The 16191-nt window shown below is 59.7% G+C and carries 16 protein-coding genes and 1 pseudogene; 12 read left to right on the top strand and 5 right to left on the bottom strand.

The genetic code is table 11. The features are described from left to right. The first annotated feature begins 102 nt into the window (after nucleotides 1-102). The 5 genes from ACNA0J_RS15200 to ACNA0J_RS15180 all read left to right on the top strand — a co-directional run bounded on the left by ACNA0J_RS15200 (nucleotide 103) and on the right by ACNA0J_RS15180 (nucleotide 4354). The gene (locus ACNA0J_RS15200; protein ID WP_415819714.1) at nucleotides 103-879 is read left to right on the top strand and encodes an ABC transporter ATP-binding protein; all 777 of its coding nucleotides are present in this window, start codon (nucleotides 103-105) and stop codon (nucleotides 877-879) included. A gap of 73 nt (nucleotides 880-952) precedes the next feature. Beyond that, entirely contained in the window at nucleotides 953-1951 is a 999-nt protein-coding gene (locus ACNA0J_RS15195; RefSeq protein ID WP_415819713.1) for an ABC transporter substrate-binding protein, read from the top strand. Next, on the top strand, nucleotides 1948-2721 hold the full coding sequence (locus ACNA0J_RS15190) for an ABC transporter permease (protein WP_415819712.1): 774 nt from the start codon (nucleotides 1948-1950) through the stop codon (nucleotides 2719-2721). Before ACNA0J_RS15195 ends, ACNA0J_RS15190 begins: the two co-directional genes overlap by 4 nt. A gap of 39 nt (nucleotides 2722-2760) precedes the next feature. Then, entirely contained in the window at nucleotides 2761-3708 is a 948-nt protein-coding gene (locus ACNA0J_RS15185) for a substrate-binding periplasmic protein (RefSeq protein WP_415819711.1), read from the top strand. Between the two features lie 61 nt (nucleotides 3709-3769). Next, nucleotides 3770-4354 (top strand): IMPACT family protein, encoded by a 585-nt coding sequence (locus tag ACNA0J_RS15180; RefSeq protein WP_415819710.1) that lies wholly within the window; start codon nucleotides 3770-3772, stop codon nucleotides 4352-4354. Nucleotides 4355-4416: 62 nt separating this feature from the next. Here ACNA0J_RS15180 and ACNA0J_RS15175 read toward each other — a convergent pair whose 3' ends face one another. From ACNA0J_RS15175 to ACNA0J_RS15160, 4 genes are all read right to left on the bottom strand, one after another. Beyond that, entirely contained in the window at nucleotides 4417-6444 is a 2028-nt protein-coding gene (locus ACNA0J_RS15175; RefSeq protein WP_415819709.1) for an autotransporter outer membrane beta-barrel domain-containing protein, read from the bottom strand. 385 nt (nucleotides 6445-6829) lie between these two features. Further along, nucleotides 6830-7216, bottom strand: coding sequence for a thioredoxin (gene trxA / locus ACNA0J_RS15170; protein WP_415819708.1), 387 nt, complete (start codon nucleotides 7214-7216; stop codon nucleotides 6830-6832). Nucleotides 7217-7327: 111 nt separating this feature from the next. Beyond that, entirely contained in the window at nucleotides 7328-8335 is a 1008-nt protein-coding gene (locus tag ACNA0J_RS15165; RefSeq protein ID WP_415819707.1) for an LLM class flavin-dependent oxidoreductase, read from the bottom strand. 208 nt (nucleotides 8336-8543) lie between these two features. After that, entirely contained in the window at nucleotides 8544-9836 is a 1293-nt protein-coding gene (locus ACNA0J_RS15160; protein WP_415819706.1) for an NCS2 family permease, read from the bottom strand. Between the two features lie 72 nt (nucleotides 9837-9908). Between ACNA0J_RS15160 and tsaD the strand changes: the two genes are divergently transcribed. Next, the gene (tsaD, locus tag ACNA0J_RS15155) at nucleotides 9909-10958 is read left to right on the top strand and encodes a tRNA (adenosine(37)-N6)-threonylcarbamoyltransferase complex transferase subunit TsaD (RefSeq protein ID WP_415819705.1); all 1050 of its coding nucleotides are present in this window, start codon (nucleotides 9909-9911) and stop codon (nucleotides 10956-10958) included. A 123-nt stretch (nucleotides 10959-11081) separates the two neighbouring features. Here tsaD and plsY read toward each other — a convergent pair whose 3' ends face one another. Next, nucleotides 11082-11720 carry a glycerol-3-phosphate 1-O-acyltransferase PlsY gene (gene plsY, locus ACNA0J_RS15150; protein WP_415819704.1) on the bottom strand — a complete coding sequence of 213 codons (639 nt, stop codon included), beginning with the start codon at nucleotides 11718-11720 and terminating at the stop codon, nucleotides 11082-11084. A 153-nt stretch (nucleotides 11721-11873) separates the two neighbouring features. Between plsY and surE the strand changes: the two are divergent. The 6 genes and pseudogenes from surE to ACNA0J_RS15120 all read left to right on the top strand — a co-directional run. Next, nucleotides 11874-12293, top strand: a pseudogene (gene surE / locus ACNA0J_RS15145) (5'/3'-nucleotidase SurE); the annotation flags it as partial. Between the two features lies 1 nt (nucleotide 12294). Beyond that, nucleotides 12295-12632, top strand: a 338-nt coding sequence (locus ACNA0J_RS15140) for a SurE domain-containing protein (RefSeq protein ID WP_462935925.1), incomplete at its 5' end; no start/stop codon positions are given. After that, nucleotides 12617-13435, top strand: a complete 819-nt coding sequence (locus ACNA0J_RS15135; RefSeq protein ID WP_415819703.1) for a protein-L-isoaspartate(D-aspartate) O-methyltransferase — start codon at nucleotides 12617-12619, stop codon at nucleotides 13433-13435. The genes ACNA0J_RS15140 and ACNA0J_RS15135, both read left to right, overlap by 16 nt. 16 nt (nucleotides 13436-13451) lie before the next feature. Continuing rightward, nucleotides 13452-14414 (top strand): peptidoglycan DD-metalloendopeptidase family protein, encoded by a 963-nt coding sequence (locus ACNA0J_RS15130; RefSeq protein WP_415819702.1) that lies wholly within the window; start codon nucleotides 13452-13454, stop codon nucleotides 14412-14414. Continuing rightward, nucleotides 14411-15193: a 3'-5' exonuclease gene (locus ACNA0J_RS15125; protein WP_415819701.1), complete on the top strand. Its 783-nt coding sequence runs from the start codon at nucleotides 14411-14413 to the stop codon at nucleotides 15191-15193. The genes ACNA0J_RS15130 and ACNA0J_RS15125 overlap by 4 nt, the downstream gene beginning before the upstream one ends. A 101-nt stretch (nucleotides 15194-15294) precedes the next feature. Next, the gene (locus ACNA0J_RS15120) at nucleotides 15295-15972 is read left to right on the top strand and encodes a hypothetical protein (protein WP_415819700.1); all 678 of its coding nucleotides are present in this window, start codon (nucleotides 15295-15297) and stop codon (nucleotides 15970-15972) included. Nucleotides 15973-16191 lie beyond the last annotated feature (219 nt).

The raw sequence follows: 16191 nt of genomic DNA, 5'->3' as shown, positions 1-16191 counted from the left end.
CTAAAAATAATTATTGAATGATAAAAATATAGTTTGAATTCATATAACAGATTGTTAGATTAGGGGCTGTTTTCCCTCAGCACGCGGTGCACGAGTCCCCCTATGAATCTGGCTTTCGATCACGTCCACAAAAGTTTTGGCGCATTGCACGTTGTTGATGAGTTCTCCAGCGAATTCAAAACGGGTGAGTTAGTCGCCTTGGTGGGCCCATCGGGTTGCGGCAAGTCGACCTTGTTGCACATGGCAGCAGGCTTGGAGTCGCCCAGTCAGGGGCAGGTCCTGGCCGATGGCCAGGCGATAAAGGGCCCGCATCCTAGCCGCACGCTGGTATTTCAAGAGCATGCGCTATATCCGTGGCTGACACTGCGCGATAACGTCTCGCTGGCACTGGAGTTTCAAAACGTCGCCAAGGCCGAGGCTCGTGAAAAGGCCGTTGCCTGGTTGGCGCGCGTGGGTCTGGCCGGGTTTGAAAACTATTATCCGCAACAAGTCTCCGGCGGCATGCGCCAGCGTGCTGCGCTGGCTCGGGCTTTTATTGCTCAGCCTCAGACCATGCTGATGGATGAGCCGTTTGGCGCGCTGGACGCGTTGACGCGATTGAGCCTGCAGGATGTCCTGCGCCAATTGATCAAGCAGGAAAAACCCACGGTATTGCTGGTCACCCACGATGTAGACGAGGCATTGTTCCTGGCCGATCGTATCGTGGTGTTCAGCCCACGTCCGGCGCGTGTGCTGCGCGAATTCAATCTGACCCAGCGTCGCAAGACTCACGACCTGTCGGACCTGGCAGCAGAAAAACGGGAGATCCTGAGCCTGCTGGGCATCCAGGTCGCCGAGAGCGCTGACGACAGCGAGGGCGATGTTGCGTTGGCTGCCTGATGCGATGCGCCTGTTCAGGCGCGCCATTCGAGTCCATTAATACCTATACCTATAGCCCTATCCGGGAGCACAAATGAAATTGAAGCAATGGTTGTCCTTGCCGCTGGTCGCGGCCTTGGTGGCGGCGGCGCCGGCGATGGCCGCTGAAAAATTGCGCGTCGGCTATCTGCGCGTGATGGACGATGCGCAAGCCATCGTTGCGCAAGAAGGGGAGTTCTACAAAAAGGCGGGCCTGGACACCGAGCTGATCGAGTTCAAGTCGGGCACGGACCTGATCAAAGCCATCGTGGGTGGCCAGGCCGATATCGGCGTATTGGGCTTTACCAATGCGGTAGCCTGGGCATCAAAGGGCGCCGACCTCAAAGTCGTGGGCGGCGCGCAGCAGGGCTACCACTCGCTGATCGTGCGCGATGACGCAGGCGTGGAGAAAATCGCTGATCTCAAGGGCAAGACGCTGGCTTCGCAACAAGAGGGCAGCACGGCCGATGTGGTGCTGAAGGGCGTGGTCCTGAAAGAGGGCAATCTGCAGCCTTCGGATGTGAACATCATGGGCGTGAGTCCTGCGGTTGCCGTGCAGTCATTGGTGGGAAAACGCGTCGACGCGGCGTTTCTGTTCGAACCGTATGACCGTATCGCGCAATTGGTGGCGCCGGTCAAACAGATCTACGAGGTGGGTCAATCCTGGCCGTTCCCATGCATGGTGGTGATTACCTCGGGCGAGGTGCTGGCCAAGCGTAAAGACGCTGTGTGGAAGGCCCTGGATGCGCAGAAAGCGGCTATCGATCTGTTGCAAAACAATCCGGAACAAGCCTCCAAGCTGATCGCATCGTATTTTATCGCCGAGCCTACGCTGAAAACCCTGAACAAGGGTGAACTGCCGCGTGAGGCCATCATCACCGATGCCATCAAGACGCAGGTGTTCACGCCGAAGCTGACCGACAAAGACGCAGCCCGCATGCAGGAAATCGCGGATATTCTGCAAGCCCAGGGTTCGCTGAAGACGCGTGACGGCAAGCCGTACGATGTGTCCAGCATCATCGATCTATCCTGGCAAGAGGCTCGCAAGCTTTGACCGCATCGACTCGTGTAACTGGACTGCGCAAGCACCTCGCCGGGGTGCTTGGCGTGGTCTTTATTTTGTTCCTGTGGCAGTCGGCAGCATGGGTGTTGCCAGACTTTCTGATGCCGGGTGTGCCAGCCGTCGTTGAGCGTTTGTTCAGTGAGCTGGGTGAGTCGTCTTTTCATCAGAGTCTGGTGGGCACGCTGGGGCGTCTGGGTGCAGGCTATGGGTTGGCCTTGTTGGCCGGCGTGGGCTTTGGCTTGATTGCGGCGGTGCTGTATTTCTTTCGAGAAGTCCTGCGCAGCGCCATCGTCATTCTGCAATCGATTCCGTCTATTGCCTGGGTGCCGTTGTTCTTGATCGTGATGGGTTTTGGCAGTGCGCCGATCATCGTGGTCGTGGCGCTGGCGGCGTTTTTCCCAGCGGCGCTCAGCGTGATGAACGCGACAGAGTCTGTGCAGCGCGTACATGTGTCGGCGGCACGTGTGATGGGGGCTACTTCGTGGGGGCTGATCAAGCGCGTGTACCTGCCGGCGGTCATGCCCGAGCTGATTACCGGTGCGCAGCTGGCTTTCGGTAATGCGTGGCGTGCCTTGATCTCGGCGGAAATGCTGATCGGCTTCGGCAAAGGCTTGGGCCGTTCGTTGGCCTATTCCGGTGAGATCGCCGATATGACGGGCGTGATGGCCAATATCCTGGTTATTGCGATCCTCGCTGCACTGATTGATCAATTCGTACTCGAAAACCTCAAGCATCGCTTGTTGCGTTATCAGTACGTGTAATAGGAGAGGGCGGGCAGTGGCCCGCTCGCATCTGGGCTCATGGATCCGTTGAGTGTTCTTTCCCGCGCTGGCCGACGTGTGCTGCTGGCTGCGCTATGGGCGCCGATGATCGTTTTTGCCCAGGCTGCTGATGCCGTTCCATCTCAATCGGATGGGGCTTTTGCCGGCGCCCGCGCGCGCGGCGCCTTGGTCGTGGGCGTGCCTTATTTGGCGCCCGAGGCTGCTGCTGGGGCGAAGGTTCGTACCCCCGAGCGTCTGGATACGGTGATGGCACAACGCCTGGGCCAGCAACTGGGTCTGCCCGTGAAAGTCGTACAGATCGATCCTGCACGGCGGGTATCGGCGTTGGCCAATGGTGACGTCGACGTGTTGATTGCTGACCGCGTGACCGATCCGAGCGCGGCCAAGCGTTCTGGAGAGGCTTTACCCGCCTCGAGTACTGCGAGTCCTGATACGCAGTTGGGCGGGTCAAATTTGATCCCGTCAGCATCAGACGGTCAGGGCGCGGTTGCCGTCTCTACGGGCTATGCCGCTCGGCCGAAAGCGATCATCCGTAGCGATACCAAGCTGCGCCATTGGAAAGACGTAAAGGGGCTGACCGTTTGCATGTCCAGCGCCGCTTTTCAGGCTCAAGCGCTGGCTGCGCAATGGGGGGCAACGGTACGCCCTTACCGTGTTCCCTCAGATGCTTTGGTCGCAGTACGAGAGGGTGGGTGTGACGTGGGGCTCGTTGATGACGTGACCTGGGCTCCGCTCATGAAATTTCCCGAGTGGAAGAAGTTTGCTTCTACGTTGAGCGAGGCAGGCCCGCGTGTTGAACGTGTCTGGTTGGTACCCGGGAATGATCGCGCGACAACAGCATGGTTAACCAACGCCATGCAACAATGGCGCCGCGAAGGCATCGTCCAAGCCATGGTGAACAAATGGGCTCGCGATGTGGCGTTTGATGTCTATCTGGATCAAGAGGTCCCGGACTGCCACGGTTGAAAACGCGAGGGGTTGGGCAGACGGGTAATGCCCGTGTACGGGTCGTCTACAATTCTGGCCCATGAGCGATACCTTAAGCGCGCCGTGCACCTACGAAGAGGACGTCAAAAAAAGCCGTTTCGCGGCCTATGCTGCCCCTGTGGCCAGCGTGAGCGAAGCCATGGATTTTTTTGCGAAGCATAGCGATCCGGCAGCTACGCACAACTGCTGGGCGTACCGCATCGGTCAGGCCTATCGATTCAACGACGACGGAGAGCCCGGCGGCACCGCTGGTCGGCCTATTCTGCAGGCCATTGAAGGGCAGGATCTCGACCGCGTGGCGGTTCTGGTCGTGCGCTGGTTTGGCGGCATCAAGCTCGGTGCGGGTGGACTGGTGCGCGCCTATAGCGGGTGTGCCGCGCAGTGCCTGCGCTTGGGGCCGCGTACCCCGATCATTGCGACCAGTACGGTCACCTGCCGGTGCAACTACGCGGAGCTGCCGTTGATGAAGGCGCGCATCAGCCAGGCGGGTGCCGCGATCGATGCAGAACACTTCGATGGCGAGGGTGCGATGCTGACGCTGACCGTGCCTTGTGCTGTGTTGAATGAACTGGAACGCACCATCGCAGATATCACCCGAGGCCGGTCTGAATGGCAGGTGATGTGACGATGGTGCGCGCGTTGTGCTAATGCTACGTGCAGCGATTTGGCTCGCTGCTCATGACGCTATTAAAAACGATACTTCGCTGTCACATTGCCTCCGGTCTCGTGATAGCCCGCATTCCCCTGGTTATGGAATAGCTCGATATTGAGCGAGACGCGGCGGTTCATGTCGCCTTGTACGCCCAGTTTGACTTGGCCGATGTTGCGTCCGCTATTCATGTTCGACTGGATGTTGTCCATGTTCACGCCATAGCCTTTATTCGCATGCAGCCAATTGGCTTCGATGTGGGGCGTGATGACAGATGTCAAGCCAGTCGTGATATGTGCGGCGGCACGTACCCCGAGCGCCGTTTGCACACGCGAGCGATTCAAGAAATTGACGCTGGTGTTGTCGGCTTGGCGGAAGTTGTCGCTGCGCACGTTCTGATACATGACCTGTGCGTGGGGCTGCAGCACATACTTCACGTTATTGCCGTCGGACAGAGGGATGTTGTAGCCCAACTCCAACGAGGCGGTCATCCCCTTGGAGTCGTATTTTTCAGCCGGCAGATCGCCGCCTTTGATGCGATTGTCGAACTGATTCCACAGTGCCCAGGTGTCTGCGTAAAAGCCGTGCTGGGTGGCGACGTCTTTTTGATAGGTCCCGTACAACCCGACACTGTAGCCATTGACCTTGCCTTTGGTGGAATAGTTAAAGCTGTTCGATTTGGTATGACCGCTATAGTGACCATAGCCACCCATGATGCCGACCGTGAATTGGTCGCGGGCATCGCTTGATTGCGTCAGTATGTCCACGCCCATCATGACGGTGTTCTTATCACCTGCCGTACGCAGTTCACCTGAGGTGTCTTTCAGATGGCCGCGCGAGCCGCTGTACCGGACCCATGCGCTGCCTTGATGTGGGCTGGCCTCACCCTGGTAATAGCTGCCCAGACGATCGTTCAGATTCATCTGGAACATCGTATTTGCTGCCCAGGCATTGCTCATGTACGAGCCTGCCGCTGGGCGGATGGCTGTGTCGGTGACGGAGAGCGACTCGTTCAGCATCGATGCAAGCTCTTGTATCAGCTCCAAGAGCTCATCCTGTTCGGAATCTGGCGTCTGGGTATCGCTTCCATCCGACGCAGCGAGGTGTTCGCTGTCTGTGTTTGGCGTGGTGGTTTCCTGGCCGTCTTCTTCCGTTGATGTCGGCGTGTCTGTTTGAGGTGGGGGCTCGTCGTCCGTCAGGCTCGAAGAGATCTCGTCAGCGACATTCTTAACAGCACCCTTAGCTTCCTCAGCAATATCCCCAGCAGTATCCTTAACCTCCTCCACAACACCTTTAACAGTATCCTTGGCATTCTTGACAGCAGCAGCAGCCTTGTCTCGTATCGATTCTTCATCGCTGGGATGAGGCTCGCTGCCGCCTTTACCGTTTTCTGATGGCGGGTCATCAGATCGCGGTGGTGTTTGATTTGAAGGAGTATGTCCAGGGGGCGAGCCCGAGTTCGATTCAAGCTCATCCAATAGCGTTTTTGTGGGGGGCTTTTTATTGATATCGTGTCTATCTTCTTTTAGAGACTCAGCCCCGTTTTGCGTTGTGGCCTCGTCGGTGCGAGTTTCGTCGCCCGATGTGTCCTCCCCCGGTCGCGGTGTTTCTTCTTCTCCACTCCCCGTATTCCCAAACGCACCGGCTCCATAAAGAGCAGTGCCGACGAAAGCAGTGGCTGCGAGCCCCTCCGCGGGAGTGAGAAGGAAGCGAGTACGCGGGTCGCCAAAGCCGACAGTACGTTCGACAAAGCGAGTTGCTTTATAGGCGATAACGCTGGCAGCAGCAGAGGCGAGGGCGGTGCCGAATTTTCCGGTCGTGACGTAATGCCATGTGTCATAGGGAAGATTCTTCCACGAGCTAGAAGAACGATGCTCTTGACTCTGTTCGAAGGTTGGATATTGAGGGCTGCTAGTGTCTGCTGCTGCCGCTGCCCCTACTGATGCAAGCGCCAAACTTAGTACGGTTACCGAGCATGTTTTACCGTGGCAGTTTTTTTTCAAGCTTGAAGCGACGATGCGATCACGCGTGTGACGTGTAGATGAAGGGGTAGAAATTGTGTTCATGTACTTCTCTCCTTTGTAGTCCAAGAAGATAAGTACCACCCACATACGTCGATAACGATTTACTGCCAAGGCTCTCCCGTAAATCGGACGCGATGCACTGTCGTGATCAGATTCACGGTCATTCTGGTGTGCATTATTCCGGCAGTACCAGCAGCGAGCGCAACGGCAGCCATAGCAGCCGCACTAACACGACTACATTCGTGCCAGTCGGTGTGTGCTTCGATCCCACGCGAGATGCGAATCGCGCTGATACATTGACAATGCGAACAACGACCGATAGGGATAATGTGCTGAGGGTCGGCAGTGCGGTGACACAACCCTCAGCGATGCGCCGGGTGCTGGTGATTTGACGACGAAACACCAGCACCCGAATCAGCGCGAATGCTTACTGCTGCTTATCATCTCCCGCATCTTGAGCAGCAGCGATATCCTGATGGACTTTCTCCATGTCCAGGCCCTTGACCTTTTCCAGTAGTTCACCCAATTGCCCAGCCGATAACGCACCAGGTTGAGAGAACAGCAGGACCTGTTCGCGAAATACCATGAGGGTGGGGATGGAACGGATGCCCAACGCGCCGGCGAGCTCTTGTTCCACGTCGGTGTTGACCTTGGCGAACGTCACATCGGGATGCTGTTCGGCCGCCTGTTCGAACACGGGCGCAAAGCCGCGGCAAGGACCACACCAAGGGGCCCAGAAATCGACAATCACAGTGCTGTCGGGCGTGATGGACTCTTGGAAAGAGGCTTGAGTGAGTTCAACGATATTGCTCATACGGTGCTCCGATTGACCTTGCTTTCAGTATGCATAGGCAAGGTTGTGTGAAGGAAGTCCACGTTCTTCAGAGCGTGGGGCGGCCAGCTTGGTATGGTTGCCTGGGATTGTTCAGGAGGCGCTGCCCTGGTTTTTCAACGACGCCAAAATTTCATACGAGCGCAAGCGGTCTTCGTGACGGTAGAAGTCCGAAACGATCATGACTTCGTCGGCCTCTGTGCGCGCGATCAGTGATTCGAGACCCTGCTTGACAGTTTCCGGGCCGCCTACGATGGAGGCTGCCAGTTTTTGATGCACAGCTTGCTGTTCCCATTCGTTCCATAGGCCGTCCATGCTTTCGACCGGCGGTTGCAGCTGCAGGCGGTTGCCCCGGATCAAGGACAGAAACTTCATTTGCTGCGTAGTGGACAACATGCGTGCCTGCTCATCGGTGTCGGCGGCGATGACCGGCACGCCGATCATTGCGTAGGGCCGCTCCAATGTTGCGGACGGTTTGAACAGGTGGCGATACAAGCGCATCGCGGCCATGCCCTCTGGTGAAAAGTGTCCTGCGAAGGAAAACGGCAAGCCTAGCTCCGCCGCCAGCCGCGCACTGAAATCACTGGAGCCCAACAACCAGATCGGAATGTCCAATCCTGCACCGGGAATCGCGCGTACGGCTTGATTCGGCACGGCAGGAGCAAGGAACGCGCGCAGCTCGGCGAGTAACTCCGGAAAATCAAAACCGCTGCGAGGACCGCGACGCAAGGCCTGCTGTGTGGCGCCATCGCTGCCAGGTGCACGGCCCAGGCCCAGATCGATACGTCCGGGGAACAGGCTTTCCAATGTGCCGAACTGCTCGGCAATGATCAGCGGCGCGTGATTAGGCAGCATGATGCCGCCCGAACCTACCCGCAGTGTCTTGGTATGGGCGGCAACCTGGCCAATGATGACTGCAGTCGCGCTGCTGGCTACGCCCGTAATGTTGTGGTGCTCGGCCAGCCAGAATCGCTGATAGCCCCAACGTTCGACATGTTGCGCCAGATCGACCGTATTGCGGAATGCGCCTGCGGCGTCGCCGCCCTGCACGATAGGGGCAAGGTCGAGCACGGAAAAGGGCACGCGGGCCAACTGGGACATGGGAAAATTCTCCGGAAATAGTAGGGCGGAATGCGTCGGCAACGCCCGGCATTCCTCTAGTACTTGGGGAGTGTATCGGTGAAATCAAGCTCAGACCCGATCAACCTTGTGGTTGATCGGGTTGATAGCGAGCGTCAATGACGCCGATACGCAAGACCCGTGCCCGGCACATATCGGCGTGGGCGATGATGCAATTGCCTCGTGTCCCCTACCCAGGAAAGAAGGCGTAGCGGATGACAAACAAAGCCGCGACCAGCCACGTTGCGGCATGGATCGTGCGGAAATGGCCGGTGAAGGTCTTCAGCACGACATAGCTGATGAAACCAAACGCCAAGCCATTGGCGATCGAATAGGTGAAAGGCATGACCAACGTGGTCAGTGCGGCGGGCGTCGCCTCGGAGATATCGTTCCAGTCGATGTCGATCAATTCGCGCATCATCAGGCCGGCGACATAGAGCAGGGCAGGCGCGGTGGCGTAGGCCGGCACGGACCCGGCCAATGGGGAGATGAATAGCGCAGCGAGAAACAGCAACGCGACCACCAGTGCGGTCAATCCTGTGCGGCCTCCTGCCTGGACGCCCGAGGCGCTCTCGACATAGGCGGTCGTGCTGCTGGTGCCCAGCATCGAGCCCGCCACGATGGCCGTGCTATCGGCGAATAATGCCCGGCCCAGGCGGTTGGGGCGGCCCTCGGGCACAAGCCCGGCGCGTTTGGCAACGCCCATCAGGGTGCCGGTTGCATCAAAGACCTCGACCAGTACAAAAACCAGGATTACATGCACAAAACCCGTATGCAAGGCACCGAGTATGTCCAGTTGCATGAAGGTCGGCGCGAGGCTCGGCGGCGTCGAGAAGACGCCGTGAAATTCGTTGTGGCCCGTGGCCATCGACAGCAGGGTGACCACCAGGATACCGATCAGGATGGCCCCACGCACCCGCAATGCGTCCAGTACGGCAATGACGAAAAAGCCCAGGATGGCAAACAGAGGGCCCGGTTCGCGCAGATCGCCCAGCGTCACCATGGTGGCAGGATGGGGCACCACGATTTTGGCTGATGACAGGGCAATAATGGCCAGAAACAACCCAATCCCGGCCGCGATGGCACTGCGGAGCGAGTGGGGTATGCCTTTGATGAGCCAGGCCCGCACGCCCGTGATGGTGAGCACCAGGAAAATCACGCCAGAGATAAAGACCGCGCCCAGCGCCTGTTCCCAGGTGTAGCCCATGGTCTTGACAACCGTGAAGGCAAAAAAGGCATTCAGGCCCATCCCCGGGGCCATGCCGATGGGCCAGTTGGCCACCAGCGCCATGATCAACGAGCCCAGCGCGGCAGCCAGGCAGGTCGCGACAAACACAGCGTCGCGGTCCATGCCGGTCGAGGACAGGATGTTCGGGTTGACGAAGATGATGTACGACATCGTCAAAAATGTCGTCAAACCCGCGACGATTTCGGTACGCGCATTCGTACCGTGTTCGCGCAATTGGAATAGCTTCTCCAGCATGGCAGGTTCCCGGGTTGGTTTTTTATAGGGTTATCAAGCCGCCATTTTCGCACCAGATGTAAACTCGCGGCCATGATCATTCTAGGTTTTGAAAGCTCGTGTGACGAGACCGGCGTCGCGGCCGTCTGCACAGAGCGAGGCTTGCTCGCGCATGCCCTGCATTCTCAGATCGCCATGCACCAGGAATACGGCGGCGTGGTGCCCGAGCTCGCCTCGCGCGACCATATCCGGCGTGCGGTGCCGCTAGCCCGCCAGGTGCTGGATGAGGCGGGTTTGACGTTGAAAGACGTGGATGCGGTGGCCTATACCGCGGGACCGGGCCTGGCCGGAGCGTTGCTGGTCGGCGCCAGTGTCGCCCAGGCATTTGCGTGGTCGCGAGGCCTGCCCGCTATTCCGATCCATCATCTCGAGGGACATCTGCTGTCGCCGTTGCTGGATACGCCGCGGCCTAAATTCCCTTTTGTGGCGCTATTGGTGTCGGGCGGGCATACTCAGCTGATGCGCGTCGATGGGGTGGGGCGGTATGCGCTGCTGGGCGAGACGTTGGATGACGCGGCCGGCGAGGCATTCGATAAATCGGCCAAATTGCTGGGTCTGGGCTATCCGGGCGGGCCAGCGCTGTCCCGTATGGCCGTCAAGGGGGACGTACAGCGCTTTACCTTGCCGCGCCCGATGTTGCACAGTGGCGATCTGGATTTCAGTTTCAGCGGCCTGAAAACAGCGGTATTGACGCGTGTGAAAGAGGTGGAGCGGACCGGGGTGTCGCTGGACGACCAGACACGCGCCGATCTGGCGGCCGCCACGCAGGCGGCGATTGTCGACGTGCTGGTGTCCAAGGCGGTCAAGGCCCTGCGCCAAACCGGCTTGAAACGCTTGGTCGTGGCGGGTGGCGTCGGCGCCAATCAATTGCTGCGCGCCCAGTTGGCTGAGGCAATGCGTCCCTTGCGTGCGCAGGCCTATTTTCCGCCTTTGGCCCTGTGTACTGACAACGGGGCCATGATTGCCTTTGCGGCCTCCGAGCGGGTCAAGGCAGGCTTGGTCACGTTGAAACCGGGCGAGCATGCCTTTACGGTACGCCCGCGCTGGGATTTGGCCGATATTTGCGTGGATACGCCCGCCTGAGTTGGTGCAGGCGTATGCATATCATGCGAGTTGCAGCCGGATGATTGCTTGTCAGGGCGCTGTGTCGCCGTGACGTAGCAACGACGGCCGATCGCCTGGGACGGCCATCGATCGATGGCTGCCTTATTTCTTTTTCGAGCCGATGCGGCTTTCTTTGCCCGACAGCAGGCGGCCAATATTGGCGCGGTGGCGATAGAACAGCAGCAGGCTGATCACGGCCAGCGCGATGCCCACCGGTCCTTGCGCATACCAGGCCACGCCTGAGCCGAACAGGTAATACACCGGGGCAAAAAACGCGGCGACCAAGGCGGCGAGCGAGGAATATCGCGTAAATACGGCAATGATGACCCAGGTAGCCGCAGTAGCGAGTGCCAGGCCGGGGTGAATCGCGAGCAGGATACCCAGTGCGGTTGCGACGCCTTTGCCACCCTTGAAACCCAGGAAAACCGGATACAAATGTCCCAGAAAGACGGCCAGCGCGACCAGCGCGTAGGCCGTCCACGGCAGACCGGGCGCCAAGGTCTGCGCCAGCCACAGGGCGAACCAGCCCTTGGCGGCATCGCCCAGCAGGGTCAGCGCCGCTGCGGCTTTATTACCGGTGCGCAACACATTGGTCGCGCCGGGGTTTTTGGATCCGTAGCTGCGAGGATCCTGCAAGCCCATGAGTTTGCTGACGACCACGGCGAACGGAATCGAACCGATCAGATAAGCCAGCGCGATCAACGCGGCACTGAAGAAGAACGAGGGGGCAGTTTGCACCATGAGAAAGTGTCCGTTACAGAAAGGTCGTGGCTGCGGATTCTACCGCGCAGGACGCATGGCTGTGTGTGGGGGTTATCCATAGAACTATTTGTCAGTCACCTTCCAGCGGTACAATCGACCCCGTTTCATTTTGTTGATTTTGCGGGATGCTCAATGCGAATACTGGTTTCGAACGACGATGGTTATAGCGCCCCTGGGCTCGAAGCGCTGGTTCAGGCGCTGCAAGGGCTGGGCGAGATTACCGTTGTTGCTCCCGAAACCAATCACAGCGGCGCGTCAAATTCTCTGACGCTGAACCGGCCCTTGACGGTGCGCACGGCCTCTAATGGCTTTGTATGCGTGAATGGCACGCCTTCCGATTGTGTGCACGTGGCGCTCACGGGTTTGATGGACGAACGGCCCGATCTGGTCGTCTCCGGTATCAACAACGGCGCCAATATGGGCGATGACACGCTCTATTCGGGCACCGTGGCGGCCGCCGCCGAGGGCTATCTGTTCGGTATTCCGGCGATCGCGTTTTCCCTGGTCGAAAGAGGCTGGGAACATATCGAATCGGCGGCCCGGGCCGCACGCNCGGTGGTCGAGCGTCAGCTTGCGCAGCCTCTGGCCTCGCCGGTCTTGCTGAACGTCAATATCCCGTGCCGTCCTTTCGAGCAGATGGGCGGGCTGCAGGTCACTCGCCTGGGCAAGCGTCATCCTTCTCAGCCTGTGGTACGTACGACTACGCCTTATGGCGATACGGTCTATTGGATCGGGCCGGTGGGCGTGGCCGCGGATGCCTCGCCGGGCACGGATTTTCACGCTATTTCCGAGGGCAGGGTATCGCTGACGCCGCTGCGCCTGGATTTGACCCAACACAGCCAACTGGATGAACTCCGGGGCTGGGCGGAGCCGCTATGCGCAAGCCTGTGAGCCCACCCGTCCCGCCGGGCCGCACGAAAGCCACCTCGAATTACGGCAGTACGGGGCTGGCCCCCGGCTATACCGCCACCAACAGCAATACACGTATTTCGCCTGCGACCTTGGCCAAACCCGCTGCGGCCGGTAACACGGCCTCGCAGGTCAGTAACCTGGGCCTGAATTCCGACCGCTTGCGCCAGGCCATGGTCCAGCGCCTGCGTAGCCAGGGAGTTACCGATGAGCGCGTACTGAGCGCGATGGCGGCAGTGCCGCGCCACGTGTTTGTCGATGAGGCGCTGGCCAGCCGTGCGTACGAGGATGCGGCATTGCCCATCGGGCATTCGCAGACCATTTCGCAACCCTGGGTGGTTGCGCGGATGATTTCGGCCGTTTGCGAGGACCGCAGCCCCACGCGCGTGCTCGAGGTGGGCGCTGGGTGCGGCTATCAGGCGGCGGTGCTGGCTCAGTTCGTACGTGAGGTACATGCCATCGAGCGCATCCGCGGGCTGTTCGAGTTGGCGCGCAGTAATCTGCGCGCTTTGCGTCTGGCGACGCGCGTGCGCCTCGTGCATGGCGACGGCATGGTAGGCTTGCCCGGCGTAGCGCCGTTCGATGCTATCGTTGTGGCTGCGGCCGGTCTGGCCATTCCGCAAGCGCTGCTGATGCAATTGGCGCCAGGCGGACGTCTGATCGCCCCCGAGGGGACGTCCAACCAGCGATTGGTATTGGTTGAACGCACCGGGACTTCCACCTGGAAGCGCACCGAATTAGAAGCAGTACGTTTCGTCCCATTGCGGGCCGGAATACAATCTTGAGCAACAGGAGAATTACATGCTCAACGGGCAGTTGCCACTGACCGCTCTTTATTTTCCTCAGGCGTCATTTGCACGCCTGACTCGGCCCGCCATGTGGGCGGCCGGCGCGCTGGGTTTGAGCCTCATATATGGTTGCTCAAGCACGACGACGCGCGCGCCGGTGGTCGATCTATCCAATCAGCCCTCAGGCAGCAGCATGGCATCGGCTGGCGGCAGCTATGTCGTCAAGCCCGGCGATACGCTCTACCAGATCGCCCGCAGCAATGGCGTGAGCGTGGCCAACCTCAGGCAATGGAACAATCTCAACGATGCCAATCAGTTGAGCGTGGGCCAGGTGCTCAAGCTTTCAGCCGGCGGCAGCGCAGTAGCCAGCGCACCGCCGCCAGCTTCGTCCGGGGCCACTGCGACGCCGGTACCTCTCGGTGAGCCGGGCAGTTCGACGTCTACGGCCGCAGGGGCGGGAGCGGCAGCCGCAGCCGCGTCTGGGGCAGCATCCACCACGACGCCACCTGCGTCCAGCACGACGCCGCCGCCACCGAGTACGACGCCTCCAGACACCACCGCCACGGCACCGACAGCTTCGATGTCTACGCCCAAGCGCGCGGCCGATGCGAATTTGATCAGTTGGGGTTGGCCAGCCAGCGGCGCTGTCACGCAAACGTTTACCACGGCCTCCAAAGGCATCGATATCGGCGGCTCGTTAGGCGCTCCCGTCGTAGCGGCGGCCGATGGCAAAGTCATGTACAGCGGCAACGGTGTGCGTGGACTGGGCAATCTGATCATCATCAATCACGAGAACGGTTTTATTACCGCCTACGCGCATAACCAGACGCTGCTGGCCAAGACCGGCCAGGCGGTCAAGCGCGGCTCGAAGATCGCCGAGATCGGCCAGAGCGATACGACCTCGCCACGCCTGCATTTCGAGATCCGTCGCCAGGGCACGCCGGTAGACCCGTTGCAGTACCTGCCGGCACGATGACCCCGACGCTCGTCTTTGACCTGGAAACGCTGCCCGACATCGACGGGCTGCGCAAGCTGAACGGCTGGGGGACGGACGTCCCCGATGCCGAGGTCGCCGAGCGTGCCTTTGCGGCGCGCCGCGAGGCGGTCGGACACGATTTTCTGCCGTTGCATCTACAGCGCATCGCCGTCATCGGCTGCGTGTTTCGGGACGATCAGGGTTTTCGCGTCAAGACGCTGGGCCAGCCCGACGATCCAGAGGCGACCCTGATCAATGGTTTTTTTAAAACCATCGAGCGCTATACGCCACGGCTCGTCAGCTGGAATGGCTCGGGTTTTGATTTGCCTGTCTTGCATTACCGCAGCCTGATTCACGGTGTGCCTGCGCCGCGATACTGGGATACCGGTGATGAGGATCGTGAGTTCAAATTCAATAACTACATCAGCCGCTATCACAATCGTCATATCGACCTGATGGATTTGCTGGCCAAGTACAACGGGCGCGCCAATGCGCCATTGGACGAGTTGGCCAAGCTGTGCGGCTTTCCGGGCAAGCTCGGCATGGACGGCGGGCAGGTCTGGCCCGCCTGGCAGGCCGGCCGCGCGGACGAGGTTCGCGCCTATTGCGAAACCGACGTGGTCAATACCTGGCTGGTGTATTGCCGGTTCCGATTCTTGCGGGGTGAGTTGGACGCGGCGTCTTACCAGGCGGAGATCGACCTCGTACGCGATACGCTGGCGGCCAGCAATGCGCCGCATTGGCAGGAATATCTGGCTGCCTGGGACGCCACGGTCTGAGCTGCGGCAATCGACTGAAATATTCTCGACAGATCCGAAATCCACCCGTAACGGGTCTGCACTGACAATGGTTTCGCGTTCTACTTTTTCAGGAGACCACTATGTCCCGATACGCGATCCGTTCTTCCCTGGCTGCCCTGGGTTTCATCGTTGCCGCCGCCGGCTTGTCCGGTACCGCGTTGGCCGCGTCCGATACCGCACCGCCTGCCGCTTCTGCGAAACAGCATGATGGCATGCATGGCGATCATCGTGGCGGTCATTTCAAGCATGGTGATCGTCGCGGCGGTCCCGAACTGCGTGATAGCTTTTGGGTGCCGGGTGTAGGCCCGCTGTCCAAAGAGCAAGTCGCTACGCTCAAGCTCGACGCCAAGCAACAAGCCGCGTTTGACACGGCCAAGCAGGCACAGGGCGATTTTTTCAAGTCGATGCGCGAGAACCGCGGCAAGCGCCATGAGTTGCTGCAGACTCAAATCCAGAGCGGCAAGCTCGACCCTCATGCCCTGACGGCCAACGAGGATGCGCAACGTGCAGAATTCCGCAAGCAATCCGAGGAAGTCCGCGGTAAATGGCTGGCCGCCTGGGATAGCCTGAATGGCACGCAGCAGCAGCAAGTGACCGATTTGGTCAAAGCGCGCCAAACCAAGATGGAGGCACATCGCGCCAAGAAGGCAGAGCGCCTTGCCAAGCGTGAGGCGGCTAAGGGTGAGAAAGCCAGTGGCGATGTGCCCCCGCCGCCGCCGGTGCCGGCAGACGTACCGCCGCCTTCTTTGAACAACTGATGATAGGGAAACGCACGGCAGGGACTACAGCCGTGCCCTCATCTCTATTGCTGACTAAAGCGATAAGGGGCAGTAGCCACGTTCTGTGGCATGCGTAGTGTGGAGTTCTTTTGGCGCAGGAGGTCGGCGTGTAAAAGCCCCGCCGGGCCTNTCGCCGCGACTCGGCCCATGAGCAGGGGCCTCGGCCCGCTTCGCGGGCTAAATCGCGGCTCAACGGCC

Source organism: Bordetella tumbae, from assembly GCF_965139195.1.
GTDB classification, from domain to species: domain Bacteria; phylum Pseudomonadota; class Gammaproteobacteria; order Burkholderiales; family Burkholderiaceae_B; genus Bordetella_A; species Bordetella_A tumbae.
This window is presented reverse-complemented; position numbering and strand designations above follow the sequence as displayed.